Genomic DNA, 14,707 nt, shown 5'->3' on the forward strand with positions numbered 1-14,707 from the left:
ACATGGCCAGTCGGCCGGCTCAGGAACGCTGGGTTTCGGCGGCCAACGCGACAAGCCTCGCGCGCACGAGGTCCGGCTTCGCGTCGACGATGAAGTGCCCGCAGTCATCCACTTTCTCCAGTGTGTAGTCGTCGGCGTTTGCAAGTTCGGGCGCCACCAGGGAGGGATGGATGGCGGTGTCGTGGACGCCGAAGACCGCGCGGATCGGGACAGTCGCGCGACGCCTTTCGGGCTGTCGCGCCCACGTGGGCAACTCATGCAGCAACAAGGTGCGGTAGGTGTCCGTTGCGGCGCGTGCGCAGACCGGATCGCGGAATCGGTCCGCGTAGATCCGCACAGCGGCGGGCTCTAGCCCGTCGTACCTCGCGCCGATCGGATAGATCAGGCGCTCGATGTAGCGCGTGTGACGCTGTAACGGCACGCCGAATGCGGCGACCATCGGCTGATAGATCAGCCAGCGCCAAATGTGCGGTGCCGCGGCGCGCGCGGTCAGCCACGGATGCGCCATGTTCAGCACAAGGTAGCCGTCGAACCGCTCAGGCGCCCGCAGCACCATCAGGTATCCGACGAATGCGCCCCAGTCGTGCCCGACCAGCAGGACGCGATCGAGTCCTAGTTCGTCGAGCAGCGCCAGCACGTCGGTGGCGACGTCCTCCTTCGCCCACCGGTGCGGCGCACGACCCGACCACCCGTAACCGGGCAGGTCCGGCGCGATGACGCGAAGCCCAGGCGGCGGGTCGGCGAGCAGGCCCCGGTATGCGTAGTGATGTTGTGGCCAGCCGTGCAGCGCGACGACCGGGCGTCCGCCCGGCGCGCCCGCCTCGGTGACGTGAAAGCGGACGCCACGGGTCTCGATGTACGAGCGTCGAACCCCTTGAATCTGTGGCGGCTCTGACGTCGCGACGGCCGGTTCAGCTGACATGGACCTGACTGTAGACGGCCCCCGTGGCGACGGCGGAGGGTGTCAGGCCGCGTCGATCTGCGGCTCACCGCCGCCGCGTCGGGTGTTCAACGACCACACCTGGCCACAGTTGGGGCACTGCAGATTGACCATGGCGCCCTGGTTGCTCAGCAGGTACTGCCAATGGGTTCCGCAGTTGCGGCTGCTCTCGCAATCGCGGCAGCCGGCCCCGTAGTCACACACCGAGCACCGCAACCACGCCCGCCGGGACGCGTCGGCGTCGGGATCAATCGGCAACACGATTCACCGTCCGGACCGGCAGCACACCGGCGCTGACCAATTCGTCGTATATCCGCTGCTGCTCGGCGTCGAGGCCCGAATACAGCATGTCGTACGCCTTTTCTTCTTCGGCCAGTACCTGAATCGGGTCCCAGCCGTCGCCGATCGCCTCCACCACCGCGGCCCGACGCCGGGCCTCGTCGAGGGTCAGGTCATACGTGAACGTCAGCTCGGCTGACTGGCTGGACATGGCCACCCCCTCTGGGGTCGAACGGATAGAAACGGCGAGCTTGCCTTTTACAACACGCAGGGACAATGAACTCGGTCACGTTGCGGGTTTGACATTCGTCACAGGCGAGACAGGGTTCGGCGGATTCGGGACAAGGCATTCGATTCCAACAGCGGAATCCATCGCAGCTCCGGGGATTCGTGACGGAATCGGTTGCGAAGGGCGCCCAGATCCGCGAAGGTTAGCGACGGGACCGTGGCCATCCCCGAATGGGAGGTTGTGCCGACGAAGCACGAGGGAGGATCCGCCCTGACGCAGAGCGGCAGCGCTGCCTTACCAAAAGGAACGGGACCGCGCAGCACCGACCCCGGCCTGCTCACGCGATTGACGGTCGCACGAACGACGCGCAGGCGCTTCCTCGGCGGCAGCGCGGCGGCCGCCGCGGCGGCGGTGCTCGGGCCGTCGTTCCTGGCCGCTTGCGGCTCGGACAACAAGAGCAGCAGCCCGGCGAGCCCCAGCCTGACCGCGCCGCCCGACGACGGGAGACCCGCCAGTGGTCTGCTGCGCATCTCGAACTGGCCGCTGTACATGGCCGACGGGTTCGTCGCGGCGTTCCAGACGTCTTCCAAGCTCACCGTCGACTACAAGGAAGACTTCAACGACAACGAGGAGTGGTTCGCCAAGGTCAAGGAGCCGCTTTCCCGCAAGCAGGACATCGGCGCGGACCTCGTTGTACCCACGACGTTCATGGCCACCCGCATCGCCGGTCTCGGCTGGCTCAACGAAATTAGGACCAGCCGCTGGCCTAACAAGAACAACATGCGCAACGACCTGCTCGAGGCCAGCGTCGACCCGGGGCGCAAGTTCAGCGCGCCGTACCTGTCCGGGATGGTCGGCCTGGCCTACAACAGGGCCGCCACCGGTCGCGACATCACCAAGATCGACGACCTGTGGGACCCGGCGTTCAAGGGCAGGGTCACTCTGTTCTCCGACGCCCAGGACGGGCTCGGAATGATCTTGTTGTCGCAAGGCAATTCGCCCGCACACCCAACCAGCGATTCGGTCAAGAAGGCCGTCGACCTCGTCAAGGAGCAAAAGGACAGCGGCCAGATCCGCCGGTTCACCGGCAACGACTACGCCGACGATCTGGCGGCGGGCAACGTCGCGGTCGCGCAGGCCTACTCCGGCGACGTGGTGCAGTTGCAGGCCGACAACCCCGACCTGAAGTTCGTCGTCCCCGACTCCGGCGCCACCAAGTACGTCGACACGATGGTGATCCCGTACACGACGCAGAACCAGAACGCGGCAGAGGCCTGGATCAACTACATCTATGACCGCGCCAACTACGCCAAGCTCATCGCCCACACCCAGTACGTGCCGGTGTTGTCCGACATGACCGACGAGCTCAACAAGGTCGACCCGAAGCTGGCGAACAACCCGCTGATCAACCCGCCCCAGTCGACGCTGGACGAGCTGAAGTCGTGGCCTGCGCTGTCGGATCCGCAGACCCAGGAGTACAACACCGCGTACGCCGCCGTCACCGGGGCGTGATGCACGCGCGATGGCTGGAGTAGCCACCACCGGCAGGCGGCGCAGCGGGATCGTGTTGCTTCCGCTAACGCGGCGCGACAACTCCGTCGGATCCACCGTCCGCCGACCCGCATGCTGCCAAAATTGCCGGATGGACATCGACCACCCGGAACGGGATCAAACGTGGGACAAGACGGTTCGCCACGAGACCGAATCCGAGCGGCTCGACCGCAATTGGTCCAGCTTGTTGCAGGAACTCCGGGTTACGCAAACCGGCGTCCAGCTGTTGACCGGATTCTTACTCACGCTGCCGTTTCAGCAGCGCTTCGACCAGTTGAGCCACACCATGCGCATGGTCTATCTGGTCACGGTGACGTGCTCTGTGGGTGCGACGGTGCTGCTGATTGCGCCGGTCGGAATGCATCGATTGCTCTTTCGGCGACACCGGCTGAAAACGCTGGTGGCAGCAGCACATCGGTGCACCATCACGGGCCTGCTGCTGCTGGGTGCGGCGCTGGTCGGCGTGATCGTGGTGATCTTCGACGTGGTTTCCGGATCGGTCCCGGCCCTGGCAGCCGGCAGCTGCGCGGCGGTCGCGCTGGCGTGGTTCTGGGTCGCGCTCCCGCTGTGGCAGCGCAGAACCGACGACCAACTAGGGGCCCCGATCCAGCGCTGATGCGCCTTCGATGATCCCTGTTTGCGAGGCATCGACCGCGGGCACTACATAGCCATGTTGGTTCGCAGAATTGCACGTCCCCTCCTGTCAGCGGTGTTCATCGGTCAGGGCGTGGATGCATTGCGCAGCCCGCAGCAGGCCGCCGACACGGCTCGCCCGACGCTGGAAGGCCTGAAGAAGCTGCCCGAGCCGGCGGCGACGAAGGTCCCCAGCGACCCCGAGACGTTCGCCCGAATCAATGCTTTCGTGCAGATCGGCGGCGGGCTGCTGCTGGCGAGCGGAAAGCTACCGCGGGTCGCGTCGGCCGCGCTGGCCTGCACCGTGATTCCCGGCAGCCTCGGCGGTCACCTGTTTTGGACCGAGCCGGATCCTCAGCGCAAGGCGCAGCAGCGCCGCGAGTTCATGACGGATCTCAGCCTGATCGGGGGCCTGATGATCGCCTCGGTCGACACCGAAGGCAAGCCGTCGCTGGGTTGGCGTGGCCGACGGGCCGCGCGCCGCGCGTCGAAGACGGTGTCGGCGGCGTTACCGGTCGGCGCGGCCGGCGGCGGCGCGGTGCTCGGCACGGTCGGTGAGAGGGTCGGCCACGGCCTGCAGACCGGTGCCGAACGCGGGCGCGAACTCGCCGAAGCCGCAAGCGAAAAGGCCGGACCGTGGCTTGAAGTCGCGAAGGAACGCGGCGCCGAACTGGCCGACGTCGCCCGCGAACGCGGCGCCGAACTGGCCGACGTCGCCCGCGAACGCGGCGCCGAACTGGCCGACGTCGCCCGCGAACGCGGCGCCGAATTCGCCGACGTCGCCCGCGAACGCGGCGCCGAATTCGCCGAATCCTCGCGTGAACGCGGCACCGAGCTGGCCCAGACCGCTCGCAAGCGGTTCAGGTGACGACTGCCTCGACATCGACGGCGCAGCGGCCGGTCAAACCACCAGACGAAGCAGGAGCACCAACGCCAAGCCGACAACCGACAGCACCGTCTCCATCAACGACCACGTCTTGATCGTCTGCCAGACGGTGAGCCGGAAGTACTGATTGACCAACCAGAAGCCGGCGTCGTTGACATGGGAGAAGAACAACGAGCCGGCGCCGACGGCCAGCACCACCAGCGCCACCTGACCGGTGCTCATGCCCGCGACCAGACCGAGCATCAACGACGACGCGGTGATGGTTGCGACCGTCGCCGAACCGGTGGCGAGCCGAATCAGCACGGCCAGCACCCACGCCAGCAGTATCACCGAGATGTGGGCGTTCTTCGCCCAATCGGCAAGCAGCGTTCCGATGCCGCTGTCGACCAGCACCTGTTTGAAGCCGCCGCCAGCCGCGACGATCAGAATGATGCCGGCGACCGGTGGCAGCGACCCCTCAATGCATTTCGTCAACTCGTCGCGTGACATTCCGGTGCCGACGCCCAAGGTGAAGATGCCCACCACGACCGCGAGCAACAACGCGATCAACGGTGTGCCCAGCGTGTCGAAGACTTGGCGGACGACGTTGTTCTTTTGGACGATGAAGATGTCCACCAGCGCCTTGCCCATCATCAAAACGACCGGCAACAGGACGCTGGCCAGCGTGATCCCGAAGGATGGCCGGCGGCGCTCCTCGGTGTCCCCGCGGCGCGCGAACTCGTCGGCATTGAACGTGTCGGGCGGCTCTACGACCACCCACCGCCCGGCGAGCTTGCCGAACAGAGGTCCGGCCACGATCACCGTCGGCACCGCCACCGCGACACCGAGCACCAGCGTGATGCCGAGATCGGCGTGCAACAGGCTGATCGCGGTGAGCGGACCGGGATGCGGTGGCACCAGCCCATGCATGGCCGACAAGCCCGCCAGCGCCGGAATGCCGACCGTGATCAGCGAGAGCTGTGAACGCCGCGCGACGAGATAGATGACCGGAATCAGCAGCACCAGGCCGATCTCGAAAAACATTGGCAGCCCGATGATCGCACCGACCAATGCCATCGCCCACGGCAAGGCCCGCGGCGACGCGTGCCCGACGATGGTGTCCACGATTTCGTCGGCTCCCCCGCTATCGGCAAGGAGCTTGGCGAACATCGCTCCGAGCGCGATCAGGATGCCGACGCTGGCCGCGGTGGAGCCGAAGCCGTCGGTGAAGGACTTCAGAACCGTTTGCACGTTCTCGCCCGCCACGATCCCGACGGTGAGCCCGCCAAAGATCAGCGCCAGGAACGGGTGCAGCTTGACGACCGTGATCAATACGACGATCACCGCGATGCCCACCAGCGTGGCAAGCACGAGTTGCCAACCGGCAGCTACCGGTTTGGGCAGTTCGGTGTCGGCGGCGAGAATCGAGATTGCCGGCGTCATTTGGTCTCCTGTTCAGTTGTGTGGGCCAGATACGTCTCGACGATCGAGTCGATGTCCTGGGCGACGTCGATCGTGATGCCCTGCTCGTCGGGTTCGAGCGGCTCAAGCGTTGCGAATTGTGATGCCAGCAATGATGCCGGCATGAAATGTCCGGGTCTGCTGGCCTGCCGGCGGCCGATCACTTCCTGCGAGCCGCTCAAGTGCAGGAACGTCACCGGCGGGCAGTGCCGCCGTAGCTGGTCGCGGTACGTGCGCTTGAGCGCCGAGCAGCTCATCACACCACCGTCGCGGTGCGCGGCCAGCCATTCGCCGATCGCCTCCAGCCATGGGTAGCGGTCGTCATCGTTGAGCGGCTGGCCGGCTGTCATCTTCGCGATGTTGGCGGCCGGGTGGAAGTCGTCGGCGTCGGCGAACGGCACGCGAAGGCGTTGTGCCAGTGCGGCTCCGACCGCCGATTTGCCCGAACCGGACACTCCCATCACAACGATCGGCGGCCTCACATCATCACCTCTACCCCGCGGGTTCCAAAACCGCGCCGAATCAGCGAAAGCGATAAGGCGCTGTTACGTCTTGGGTTCGTAGCTGTAATTGATCTTGCTGCCGTCGACGCCGGTCACGGTCACCGCGAACGTCTTGCTGTCGCCGCCGGAAACGACGTTGCAGTCGATCGAAGTGCCGGTCCTGCCCTCGAGGTTGTCGGTGCACGACGCGGAGTCGGGCCGCCGCCCGAGTTGCTGCTGCAGTTGGTCCAGCAGCGACGACTCGATCTCGGTCTTGACGAGCACCGGCACCAGGTTGTAGTCGATCGTCAAGCCTTGCACGCTCTTGACCTCGACCGTGCGGCGCAGCTTGACCCCGCCGGCGTCGACCCAGCAGAACGCTTCCGCGCCCTCCTTGCCGTCCAGCCCGGATCCGCAGTCCACCGATTCGACCGGCACGTTGGCGGCCTGTTCAACCAATCCGGACACCGATTTCTGGAGTTGCTCCTTGGTCAGCGCCGGCTTCATGTCGTAATTCACCGTGGCGCCGTTGACGCCGGTCACCGTGACGACCGGTTCGAAGCTGTTGGTGGCGCTCATTACCACCTCGCAGCGGGTCGTCTTTCCGACCTCGCCGATCAGGTCGTCGTGGCAGCTCACCGATTGCGGTGGCTCTCCGGCCTTGGTCAGCCGATCTGATATGTCCTTCTGCAAGGCGTCCTTGGATACCGTCAGTTGAGTGCTGCATGCGGTTAACACCGCGCCGAGGGCTGCGACTGCAACAACACCGGTAATCAGTATGCGCACGACCACCTCCGGATCGTTGCAGAGCGGCGCGCGAGCCGGCTCGCACGGACCCTAGCAAGTCTGTGAGTTCGGTAGTGGTTAACTCCGAAAGTGCCAGAAAGGCTGCGATCACCGCGGTCAGTTGAGCCGTGGTGGTGGCCGGCGACAGCCCGGTCACCACGCCGATGGCGATGCGCCGCGCCGAACTGCACGACGGCAGCGCACGTTTGGGCCGAGTCACGATTTCGCGGGAGTCGTGGGCCCCGGTTCATCGCCCCGGTTCATCGGGCGGCCATCGGCCGGTTCATCGGCGGTGGTCCGACGGCCCGGTCATGACGCGTCTGTGACGGCGCGCCGCCATCGTTCGCACTGCCTGGGCGCCAATACTGGCCAGCAGCAGCATCGCCCACACCTCCGGCGGCGGATGGGTGAGCTCCGCAGTGAAAATGGCCGCGAACACCGGCGCCTGCGCAGTGATGCCGAGCACCGCGGCACCGCCGACCAACGCAAGCGTCGGCACGCTGGCATGCCCGTCCAGATGATTGATGGTCAAAGCGACGAACGCGCCCATCGCGACTCCCGTGGCCAGCGCCGGGGTGAGCATGCCGCCAACGGCGCCCGCTCGGATGAACAACGCGGTGAGTAGCGGCTTGAGAACAAACGCCAAGCCGACACCGACGAGTGTGTCGCCGCCGGCGAGGCTCTCCAACACGATGTCCTTGCCGTTGCCCGGCAGTTGCGGCAGCCAGATCGAGCAGGTGCCGGTTACCAGACCGGCCAGCCCGATCGCTGCTACCAGGACCCAAGAAGCGGATGGCGCCGCTTCGCGGGCGCGTTCGATCAGCCTGTTGAACGCCGTCCCGACCAGCGCGGCCAGCGGCATCGCGGCGATGCTGAACAAGAACGCCCGCGCCGTGAACTGCGTATCGGGCCAGATGAAAGTGGCGGCGCCGTGGCTCACCGGCCACGCGGTGACCGTGGCGATGCACGATGTCGCGACCGCGACCAGCACCGCCAGCGGCCGCCAGCTGCGCAGGATGATGCCCAGCGCAAACAGGGCGCCGGCGGCGGGCACGTTGTACACCGCAGACAGCCCGGCCCCGGCGGCGCTGGCGAGCAGAATTCGCTTGTGCGGCAAGGGTATCGAGCCCAGCCGGATCAGCACGTCGGTGCCGGCCGCGGCGAACAACCGCGGCGCTTGCTCCCGGCCGAGGGAGGCGCCCGAGCCGACGGCGAGCACCTGCAGCAGCGCGTCGAGCGACATCGGCATCCGCGAGAACGGCCGATCGTTTTGGATAGCGGCCGTCAGGCTCGGCACGGCAGCGTTGCGGCGCAACAGCCACCAGCCCAGCCCCGCCAGCGAGCACCCGAGCGTCGGACCGATCAGCCGGCGCGCGACCGGCGCGTCCCGGACTCCCACCAGCATCGGACCCTGCGTGTAGCCGTACGTGAGATGTTCGATGGCCCGCACCAACACCGTCGTCGACGCACCGGCAAGACCCGCCAGGACGCCCGTCACCAGAATCGCGGCCGCGAACGTCAGATAACGCTGCGACCGGCTCACCGGCCGACGTTGTGGTTCCACTCGACCCGGACGATCCCGGCCGTCAACGACTCGACAGTGACATCGTCGCTCACCCGGACCGAATTCGAGGTCACCAGCGGCTCCGCAGCATGCCGCGGTCGAGGGTGCTAAGCGAAGCGTGGCCCGAAAGGGCCAGCGTCAAATCGATTTCCGACAGCAGATTGCGGATGACCTGGTGCACGCCGTCGGCGCCCCCGATCGCCATCCCCCACAGATAGGGCCGGCCGAGCAGAACGGCGCGAGCGCCCAGCGCGAGCGCCTTGACAACGTCCGCGCCGCTGCGCACCCCGCTGTCGAACAGCACGACGAGGTCGTCACCGACCGCGTCGACCACATCGGGCAGCGCATCGAGCGCGGCGATCGCGCCATCGACTTGTCGGCCACCGTGATTGGAAACAACGATGCCCTCCACCCCGTGATCAAGTGCGAGCCGGGCGTCGTCGGGATGCAGGATGCCCTTCAGCAGGATCGGCAGTGACGTCAGCGAACGCAACGTGGCGAGGTCGTCCCAGTTGACCGCGGGATTGCTGAACACGCTGACGAAGTGCATGACTGCCGCCGTCGGGTTGTCCTCCGGCGGTTGGGCCAGTGCGGAACGAAAGACCGGGTCCGACAAGTAATTTGCGATGCCCACGGATTTGAGGAACGGCAGGTATGCCGCCTGAAGGTCACGCGGCCGCCAGGCCAGCAGGCCGGTGTCGAGCGTGACGATCAGCGCGCCGTAGCCCGCGGACTCGGCCCTGGACACGAGACTGGCGGTCAGCTCCTGATCTCGCGGCCAGTACAACTGGTAGAAGTGCGGCACGTCGCCGCCGGCCGCGGCGATCTCCTCCATCGTGTAGGCCGATGCGGTCGACGCGACGAAGCCGATGCCGCCGGCCGCGGCACCGCGCGCGGCGGCCAGTTCCCCGTCGGGGTGCACGATCGTTTGCACCCCGATCGGGGCGAGCAGCACCGGCGCATCGTGTGCCACGCCGAGGATCTCGGTGCGCAGGTCGCGAGTCGACACGTCGCGCAGCATGCGCGGCACGATGCGGTGACGCCCGAACGCCGCGCGGTTCTCGTGTTCGGTGTCCTCGGTGCCCGCGCTGCCGAACACGTAGCCGTTCGCGCCGGCATCCATCGCGGCCGACGCCCGGGCCTCCAGGTCCGCCCAGCCGATCGGGAATGCCGGCGTCTCTCCGGCCAGTCCCTTCAGGTAGATCTCGTACTGGTAGTTGCCGAATGGTGCCCTGGCTTCGGTGGCGGCCATGTCGCTGACCCTATGCCGAAACCTCAGCCTGCCAAGCAGAAACCTGCCAAGCAGAAACCTGCCACGCCTCAGCCTGCCAGGCTGAAACCCTGCCAGGCTTCTCGGCGGGCCGGATGGGGATCGAACTCTATGTGCGACCGTCGGTCGAAAACCATGACGGCGCGGTCGGGTTCGGCGTAGGGCGGCCAGCCCTTGTCGGGCACGCCCGTGCGGGCGAACGCGCGCCACCGCCGCTGCACGTCGTTGCTCACCCGCAGCGCCGAACGCTGGTCGGCGGCCACCGTCAGCAGCGCGCCGAGCCGGGTGCGGTACAGGTCGAAAACCGCCAGCAACTCCATGGCATGGGTGGCGCCCAATCCGGACCAGTGCAAAGTGCGCGGCGCGTAGTCGTAGCGGTACACGTACGTCGGCGCATGCCTGCTGTGCGCGTCCGCGATCTGCCAGCCGGCCGACCCGAACGCAAAATCGGCGCCGAGCCGAAGGCACGCATCGGGGTGCGGATAATCCGGGTAGGCGGCGATGATCCGTTCTCGCGCGGCCGGATCGACCTTGGCGAGTAAGCGCTCGATGCTGCGTTCACTGGCCGGCAGCATCTTGAGGAAGCGGGTGAACAGCCGGCCTTCCTCGGCGTTGTTGCCGACGATCAGCGGCACCCGGTGCGCGTTGCCACACGACATCGCCTCGATCGGGTGCAGCGGCAGGTAGTCGCCGTCGATGCACGGCCCGAGTGCGAAGGATCCCGGCATGTCGTGCATGATCGCGTCAAGGAGCCGGTCGAGCGCCTTGACGAGTTGCCACGGCTCGGCGCGCATGAGCTTGTCCGTCCCGTGCCGGCCGTCCGCGTCGAGCAATGAAACGAATTGCTCGGCGAACTTGGCCGCCGCATCGGCTGGGACCACCATCCCGCTGGCCGGGCTTTCGGAGATCGCGCGGTGGAATAGCCCCGCGGCGGCGGGCACGGCGAGCAGGGTGGCGACGGCATGCGCGCCGGCGCTCTCGCCGAAAATCGTGACATTGTCGGGATCACCGCCGAATTCGGCGACGTTGTCTTGCACCCAGTGCAGCGCGGACACCAGATCGCGCACGAACAGGTTGCCGTCGATTGGGGTGTCGGGGGTGGACAGCGACGACAAGTCCAGGCATCCCAGCGCGCCGAGGCGATAGTTGGCCGAGACGTAGATGCAGCCGCGCCGGGCCAGCGCGGCCCCGTCATACAGCGGCGTGGCGGAACTGCCGAGCATGTAACCGCCGCCGTGGATGAAAAACATGACGGGCAGCGGCTCGTCGTGCGGCTTGGCCGGGGCGACGACGTTGACGGTCAAGCAGTCCTCGCTCATCGGCTGGAATCTGTTGATACCCAGGACCGTGTAGCGCCGGTGTTGCGGCGCACAGAACGCGTACTCGTGGCAGTACCGCACGCCCCGCCACGGCACCGGTGGTCTCGGCGCACGCAGTCGCAGCGTCCCGACCGGCGGCCGTGCGTACGGGATGGATCGCCATCTGAGCACGCCATCACGGGCGAACCCGTCGACAGTGCCGCTCGTGGTGGTCACGCGGACGTTGCCATCGGCCATGCCATGACCGTAGCGAAGTCGCCCGCGTTCGTCCTCGCGGACGCGCCTACCCCGCCTACGCCGATCGGGCCGATAACCTGGCAGCCATGCGGATAGCGGCCCTGGTTTTTCTGGCGTTGCTGCTGGTCGCCGGGTGTTCAGAGGCGAACCGCGGGCGTCCCCGGGCGGGATCCACCGCGCCGGCCCCGACGACTCGGACCAGCCAGCCGGCGCCGACCACGGCCAAGCCCTCGCAGCCGGCGGGCCCGCCTGCACCCGGGACGCCGATCGCCGACGTGATCACCTGGATCGAGGCCGCAGATCCCGCCGACCCGGCGGCATTTCACAGCGCCACCCGGCAAGGCAGCGTCACGCAGCTACAGCACAACGACGTTGCGTTCACGACGCCCTCGGGCAAGACGCGTTGCATGACCGACTCAATGTTCAGCAGCGGCGACCTGGCCTGCCTGGTGCAGCTCACCAAACCGCCGCCGCGACCCAACGACATCGAAGGCCAATGGATCGGCAACTGGGTGCAATTCGACGGCCCGGCGCTGACCGTCGGCGGCATTCACGGCGACCCGGGGCGGTTCGTCTACGGCGACGGAGCCCAGCTTCCATACGGCAAGGCGCTGAAGTTCGGTGACTACCAATGCCGTTCGGATCAGGTGGGGCTGTTCTGCGTGAACTACGCCCACCAGTCGGCAGCCCGGATCAGCGATGCCGGAGTCGAGCCGTTCGGTTGCCTCCAGAATGTCGCGCCGCCACCGGACATCGGCCAAAAGTTCAGCTGCTGACCGGAATTGGATGAGCGGGATAGGCATGCACCGTCACCTCGCTCAGCTTGGGGACGGCGTGGGTGAGCGCGTGTTCGGCGCCGTGGGCGATGTCGTGGGCCTCCGACAGGGTTAGTCGGGGATCGACGTCGAGCTCGGCGTCTGCGACCAGCCGATGCCCGAGCCATCGCATGCGAAGGCGGCGCACCGATCTGATGCCGGGCCGCCCGTGCAGCGCCTCATGCGCGGCGTCGACGATCGACGGGTCCACACCGTCGAGCAGCCGACGAAACACGTCACGCGCGGCGACGGTCAGCAACCCCGCGATCACCACCGCGATCAGCAGCCCGACCATCGGATCGGCAGCCGGAAAACCCAGTGCCACGCCGCCGGCGCCGACCACCACCGCCAACGACGTCAGCCCGTCGACCCGCGCGTGCATGCCATCCGCGCGTAACGCGGCGGAGCCGATCCGGGTGCCCACCCGGATGCGATACAGCGCGACCAGTTCGTTGCCGACGAAGCCGACGACGCCCGCCGCGGCGACCCAGCCCAGGTGTGACAGCGGGGCGGGTTCGATGAGCCGGCGCACCGCCTGCACGGCGGCCAGCACGGCCGACACCGCGATCACTGCGACGATGAAAAGGCCGGCAAGATCTTCGGCGCGGCCCAGGCCGTAGGTGTAGCGCCGCGATGCGGCGCGCCGGCTCATCGCGAACGCAATCCACAGCGGGACCGCGGTCAACGCGTCGGAGAAGTTGTGCACGGTGTCGGCCAACAGGGCCACCGATCCAGAGATGGCGGCGATGACGAGCTGGATGGTCGCGGTAAGCCCAAGCGCGGCAAGGCTGATCTTGACCGCGCGGATGCCGGCGGCGCTGTCGCTGAGCGCGTCGTCGATATGGCTGTGCCCGGCCCCCATCAGCCTGCGCTCCCCTCCAGGGCCTCCAGGGCGTGCACGGTGCCGCGGTGATGCGCGGGAATCCCGCCCGCGGCGTGCTCGGCGTTGAACACCGCGTCGGTGACGAGCTGTCGAACGTGATCGTTCTCCAACCGGTAGAACACCTGGGTCCCTTCCCGGCGGGTGCGTACCAGCTTGGCCATCCGCAGTTTGGCCAGGTGCTGCGACACCGATGGCGCCGGCTTGCCGACCCACTCGGCCAGGTCGTTCACGTTCCGTTCGGCGTCGACCAGCGCCCACAACAGCTGCACCCGGGTTGCGTCGGCGAGCATGCGGAACACCTCGACCACCAGGTCGGCGTGGTCGACGGCCAAACCCGGACGGCTTGGCTGCTTACCTGCATTCATACGCAAATAATAGCGCTTCCCGGCCGTGCCGCGCGGTTGCGGCCGTCACCACGTCAAGCGTCCGCAGGCCGCCGCGCCCAATCGACACTCCGAGTACCACCGCGGCGACCACCGTGCATAGCGCGTCGTACATCCAAGTGCTCGGTCAGGCGGCGCCCTTGTGACGCAGGATCGGCAACACGCCCTCGGCGAACCAGTACGCCTCTTCCAGATGCGGATACCCGGACAGGATGAATTCGTCGAAACCCAGCGAGTGGTATTCCCAAATGAGGTTCGCGACTTCTTCGTGGCTGCCGACCAGCGCCGTGCCCGCACCGCCGCGGACTAGGCCGATACCCGCCCACAGATTCGGGTAGATCTCCAGCTTGTCGATCCGCCCACCGTGCAGCGCGGTCATCCGCCGTTGGCCCTCGGATTCCGAACGAGAATGCAGCACCGTGGCTTTCGCGATCTGTTCGGGCATGAGCTGCCCGACGAGCTGATCGGCAACCGCCCACGCCGCCTCCGACGTGTCGCGGCTGATCGTGTGCAGGCGGATACCGAACCGGACGCTGCGCCCGCGCGCCTCGGCCAGCGCCCGCACCTTCGCAATCTTTTCGGCTGCGGCCTGCGGTGGTTCGCCCCATGTCAGATAGACGTCCACGAACTCGGCGGCTATCGGCAGCGCGGCCGCCGATGAGCCGCCAAAGTATATCTGCGGCAACGCGTCCGGCCGCGCGGATACCCGGGCGTCCTCGACCGTGTAGTACTTGCCGGTAAAGTCCACTGACTCCTGTCGCCACACCGCGTTCACGATCTGCAGGAATTCGCCGGTTCGGGCGTAGCGCTCGTCGTGACCGAGCCAGTCGCCAAACCGGCGCTGCTCGACGTCGTCGCCGCCGCTGACGACATTCAGCAGCACTCGGCCCTGGGAAAACCGCTGCAGCGTGGCGGTCTGCTGAGCGGCCAGCGTGGGCGGAACCAGCCCGGGCCGGAACGCGACAAGGAACTTCAACCGCTCGGTTTCGGCCAGCAACGCCGCGGCCGTC

16 protein-coding genes are annotated in these 14,707 nt (G+C 67.2%); 4 read left to right on the plus strand and 12 right to left on the minus strand.

Features of this window, described 5'->3' with window-relative positions; translation table 11 throughout:
* Positions 1-19: 19 nt before the first annotated feature.
* Genes VE759_RS03200 through VE759_RS03210 form a run of 3 tightly spaced genes read right to left on the minus strand, consistent with a single transcriptional unit; the run spans position 20 to position 1,430 of the window.
* Positions 20-922: an alpha/beta hydrolase gene (locus tag VE759_RS03200; protein WP_324928153.1), complete on the minus strand. Its 903-nt coding sequence runs from the start codon at positions 920-922 to the stop codon at positions 20-22.
* 42 nt (positions 923-964) lie between these two features.
* A complete protein-coding gene (locus VE759_RS03205; protein ID WP_324928155.1) occupies positions 965-1,201 on the minus strand; it encodes a hypothetical protein in 237 nt (78 codons plus the stop codon).
* Positions 1,188-1,430, minus strand: a complete 243-nt coding sequence (locus VE759_RS03210) for a DUF6400 family protein (protein ID WP_324928156.1) — start codon at positions 1,428-1,430, stop codon at positions 1,188-1,190. Before VE759_RS03210 ends, VE759_RS03205 begins: the two co-directional genes overlap by 14 nt.
* Before the next feature lie 351 nt (positions 1,431-1,781).
* Between VE759_RS03210 and VE759_RS03215 the strand changes: the two genes are divergently transcribed.
* The 3 genes from VE759_RS03215 (at position 1,782) to VE759_RS03225 (ending at position 4,500) form a co-directional block, all read left to right on the plus strand.
* Positions 1,782-2,960 (plus strand): spermidine/putrescine ABC transporter substrate-binding protein, encoded by a 1,179-nt coding sequence (locus VE759_RS03215; RefSeq protein ID WP_324928193.1) that lies wholly within the window; start codon positions 1,782-1,784, stop codon positions 2,958-2,960.
* Positions 2,961-3,090: 130 nt separating this feature from the next.
* Complete coding sequence (locus VE759_RS03220) at positions 3,091-3,615, plus strand: DUF6328 family protein (RefSeq protein ID WP_324928158.1); 525 nt, start codon at positions 3,091-3,093, stop codon at positions 3,613-3,615.
* A 54-nt stretch (positions 3,616-3,669) separates the two neighbouring features.
* On the plus strand, positions 3,670-4,500 hold the full coding sequence (locus VE759_RS03225) for a DoxX family membrane protein (protein ID WP_324928160.1): 831 nt from the start codon (positions 3,670-3,672) through the stop codon (positions 4,498-4,500).
* Between the two features lie 33 nt (positions 4,501-4,533).
* On the opposite strand, the gene VE759_RS03230 is transcribed toward VE759_RS03225, so the two are convergent.
* The 6 genes from VE759_RS03230 to VE759_RS03255 all read right to left on the minus strand — a co-directional run bounded on the left by VE759_RS03230 (position 4,534) and on the right by VE759_RS03255 (position 11,616).
* Positions 4,534-5,940 (minus strand): gluconate:H+ symporter, encoded by a 1,407-nt coding sequence (locus tag VE759_RS03230; RefSeq protein ID WP_324928162.1) that lies wholly within the window; start codon positions 5,938-5,940, stop codon positions 4,534-4,536.
* A complete protein-coding gene (locus tag VE759_RS03235) occupies positions 5,937-6,440 on the minus strand; it encodes a gluconokinase (RefSeq protein WP_324928164.1) in 504 nt (167 codons plus the stop codon). Before VE759_RS03235 ends, VE759_RS03230 begins: the two co-directional genes overlap by 4 nt.
* A 63-nt stretch (positions 6,441-6,503) precedes the next feature.
* Positions 6,504-7,232, minus strand: coding sequence for a DUF4333 domain-containing protein (locus tag VE759_RS03240; RefSeq protein WP_324928166.1), 729 nt, complete (start codon positions 7,230-7,232; stop codon positions 6,504-6,506).
* 277 nt (positions 7,233-7,509) lie between these two features.
* The gene (locus VE759_RS03245; protein WP_324928168.1) at positions 7,510-8,769 is read right to left on the minus strand and encodes a chloride channel protein; all 1,260 of its coding nucleotides are present in this window, start codon (positions 8,767-8,769) and stop codon (positions 7,510-7,512) included.
* Positions 8,770-8,860: 91 nt separating this feature from the next.
* Positions 8,861-10,042: an alpha-hydroxy-acid oxidizing protein gene (locus tag VE759_RS03250; protein ID WP_324928170.1), complete on the minus strand. Its 1,182-nt coding sequence runs from the start codon at positions 10,040-10,042 to the stop codon at positions 8,861-8,863.
* Between the two features lie 68 nt (positions 10,043-10,110).
* Positions 10,111-11,616, minus strand: a complete 1,506-nt coding sequence (locus VE759_RS03255) for a carboxylesterase/lipase family protein (RefSeq protein ID WP_324928172.1) — start codon at positions 11,614-11,616, stop codon at positions 10,111-10,113.
* An 86-nt stretch (positions 11,617-11,702) separates the two neighbouring features.
* Between VE759_RS03255 and VE759_RS03260 the strand changes: the two genes are divergently transcribed.
* Positions 11,703-12,392, plus strand: coding sequence for a hypothetical protein (locus VE759_RS03260; RefSeq protein WP_324928175.1), 690 nt, complete (start codon positions 11,703-11,705; stop codon positions 12,390-12,392).
* Here VE759_RS03260 and VE759_RS03265 read toward each other — a convergent pair.
* From VE759_RS03265 to VE759_RS03275, 3 genes are all read right to left on the minus strand, one after another.
* Positions 12,382-13,293 (minus strand): cation diffusion facilitator family transporter, encoded by a 912-nt coding sequence (locus tag VE759_RS03265; RefSeq protein WP_324928177.1) that lies wholly within the window; start codon positions 13,291-13,293, stop codon positions 12,382-12,384. The two genes, VE759_RS03260 and VE759_RS03265, sit on opposite strands and share 11 nt — an antisense overlap.
* Positions 13,293-13,679: a metalloregulator ArsR/SmtB family transcription factor gene (locus tag VE759_RS03270; RefSeq protein WP_324928179.1), complete on the minus strand. Its 387-nt coding sequence runs from the start codon at positions 13,677-13,679 to the stop codon at positions 13,293-13,295. The genes VE759_RS03265 and VE759_RS03270 overlap by 1 nt, the downstream gene beginning before the upstream one ends.
* Before the next feature lie 145 nt (positions 13,680-13,824).
* Positions 13,825-14,707: LLM class flavin-dependent oxidoreductase (locus VE759_RS03275; RefSeq protein WP_324928181.1), on the minus strand; the 883-nt coding region annotated here is incomplete at its 5' end.

Source organism: Mycobacterium sp., assembly GCF_035640695.1.
Taxonomy (GTDB): domain Bacteria; phylum Actinomycetota; class Actinomycetes; order Mycobacteriales; family Mycobacteriaceae; genus Mycobacterium.

What these genes read in the sequence shown, in the direction of transcription:
- VE759_RS03270 (WP_324928179.1), bottom strand. Translation starts at nt 13,679, where the DNA reads ATGAATGCAGGTAAGCAGCCAAGCCGTCCGGGTTTGGCCGTCGACCAC.
- VE759_RS03230 (WP_324928162.1), bottom strand. Translation starts at nt 5,940, where the DNA reads ATGACGCCGGCAATCTCGATTCTCGCCGCCGACACCGAACTGCCCAAA.
- VE759_RS03200 (WP_324928153.1), bottom strand. Translation starts at nt 922, where the DNA reads ATGTCAGCTGAACCGGCCGTCGCGACGTCAGAGCCGCCACAGATTCAA.
- VE759_RS03225 (WP_324928160.1), top strand. Translation starts at nt 3,670, where the DNA reads ATGTTGGTTCGCAGAATTGCACGTCCCCTCCTGTCAGCGGTGTTCATC.
- VE759_RS03250 (WP_324928170.1), bottom strand. Translation starts at nt 10,042, where the DNA reads ATGGCCGCCACCGAAGCCAGGGCACCATTCGGCAACTACCAGTACGAG.
- VE759_RS03255 (WP_324928172.1), bottom strand. Translation starts at nt 11,616, where the DNA reads ATGGCCGATGGCAACGTCCGCGTGACCACCACGAGCGGCACTGTCGAC.
- VE759_RS03265 (WP_324928177.1), bottom strand. Translation starts at nt 13,293, where the DNA reads ATGGGGGCCGGGCACAGCCATATCGACGACGCGCTCAGCGACAGCGCC.
- VE759_RS03220 (WP_324928158.1), top strand. Translation starts at nt 3,091, where the DNA reads ATGGACATCGACCACCCGGAACGGGATCAAACGTGGGACAAGACGGTT.
- VE759_RS03260 (WP_324928175.1), top strand. Translation starts at nt 11,703, where the DNA reads ATGCGGATAGCGGCCCTGGTTTTTCTGGCGTTGCTGCTGGTCGCCGGG.
- VE759_RS03210 (WP_324928156.1), bottom strand. Translation starts at nt 1,430, where the DNA reads ATGTCCAGCCAGTCAGCCGAGCTGACGTTCACGTATGACCTGACCCTC.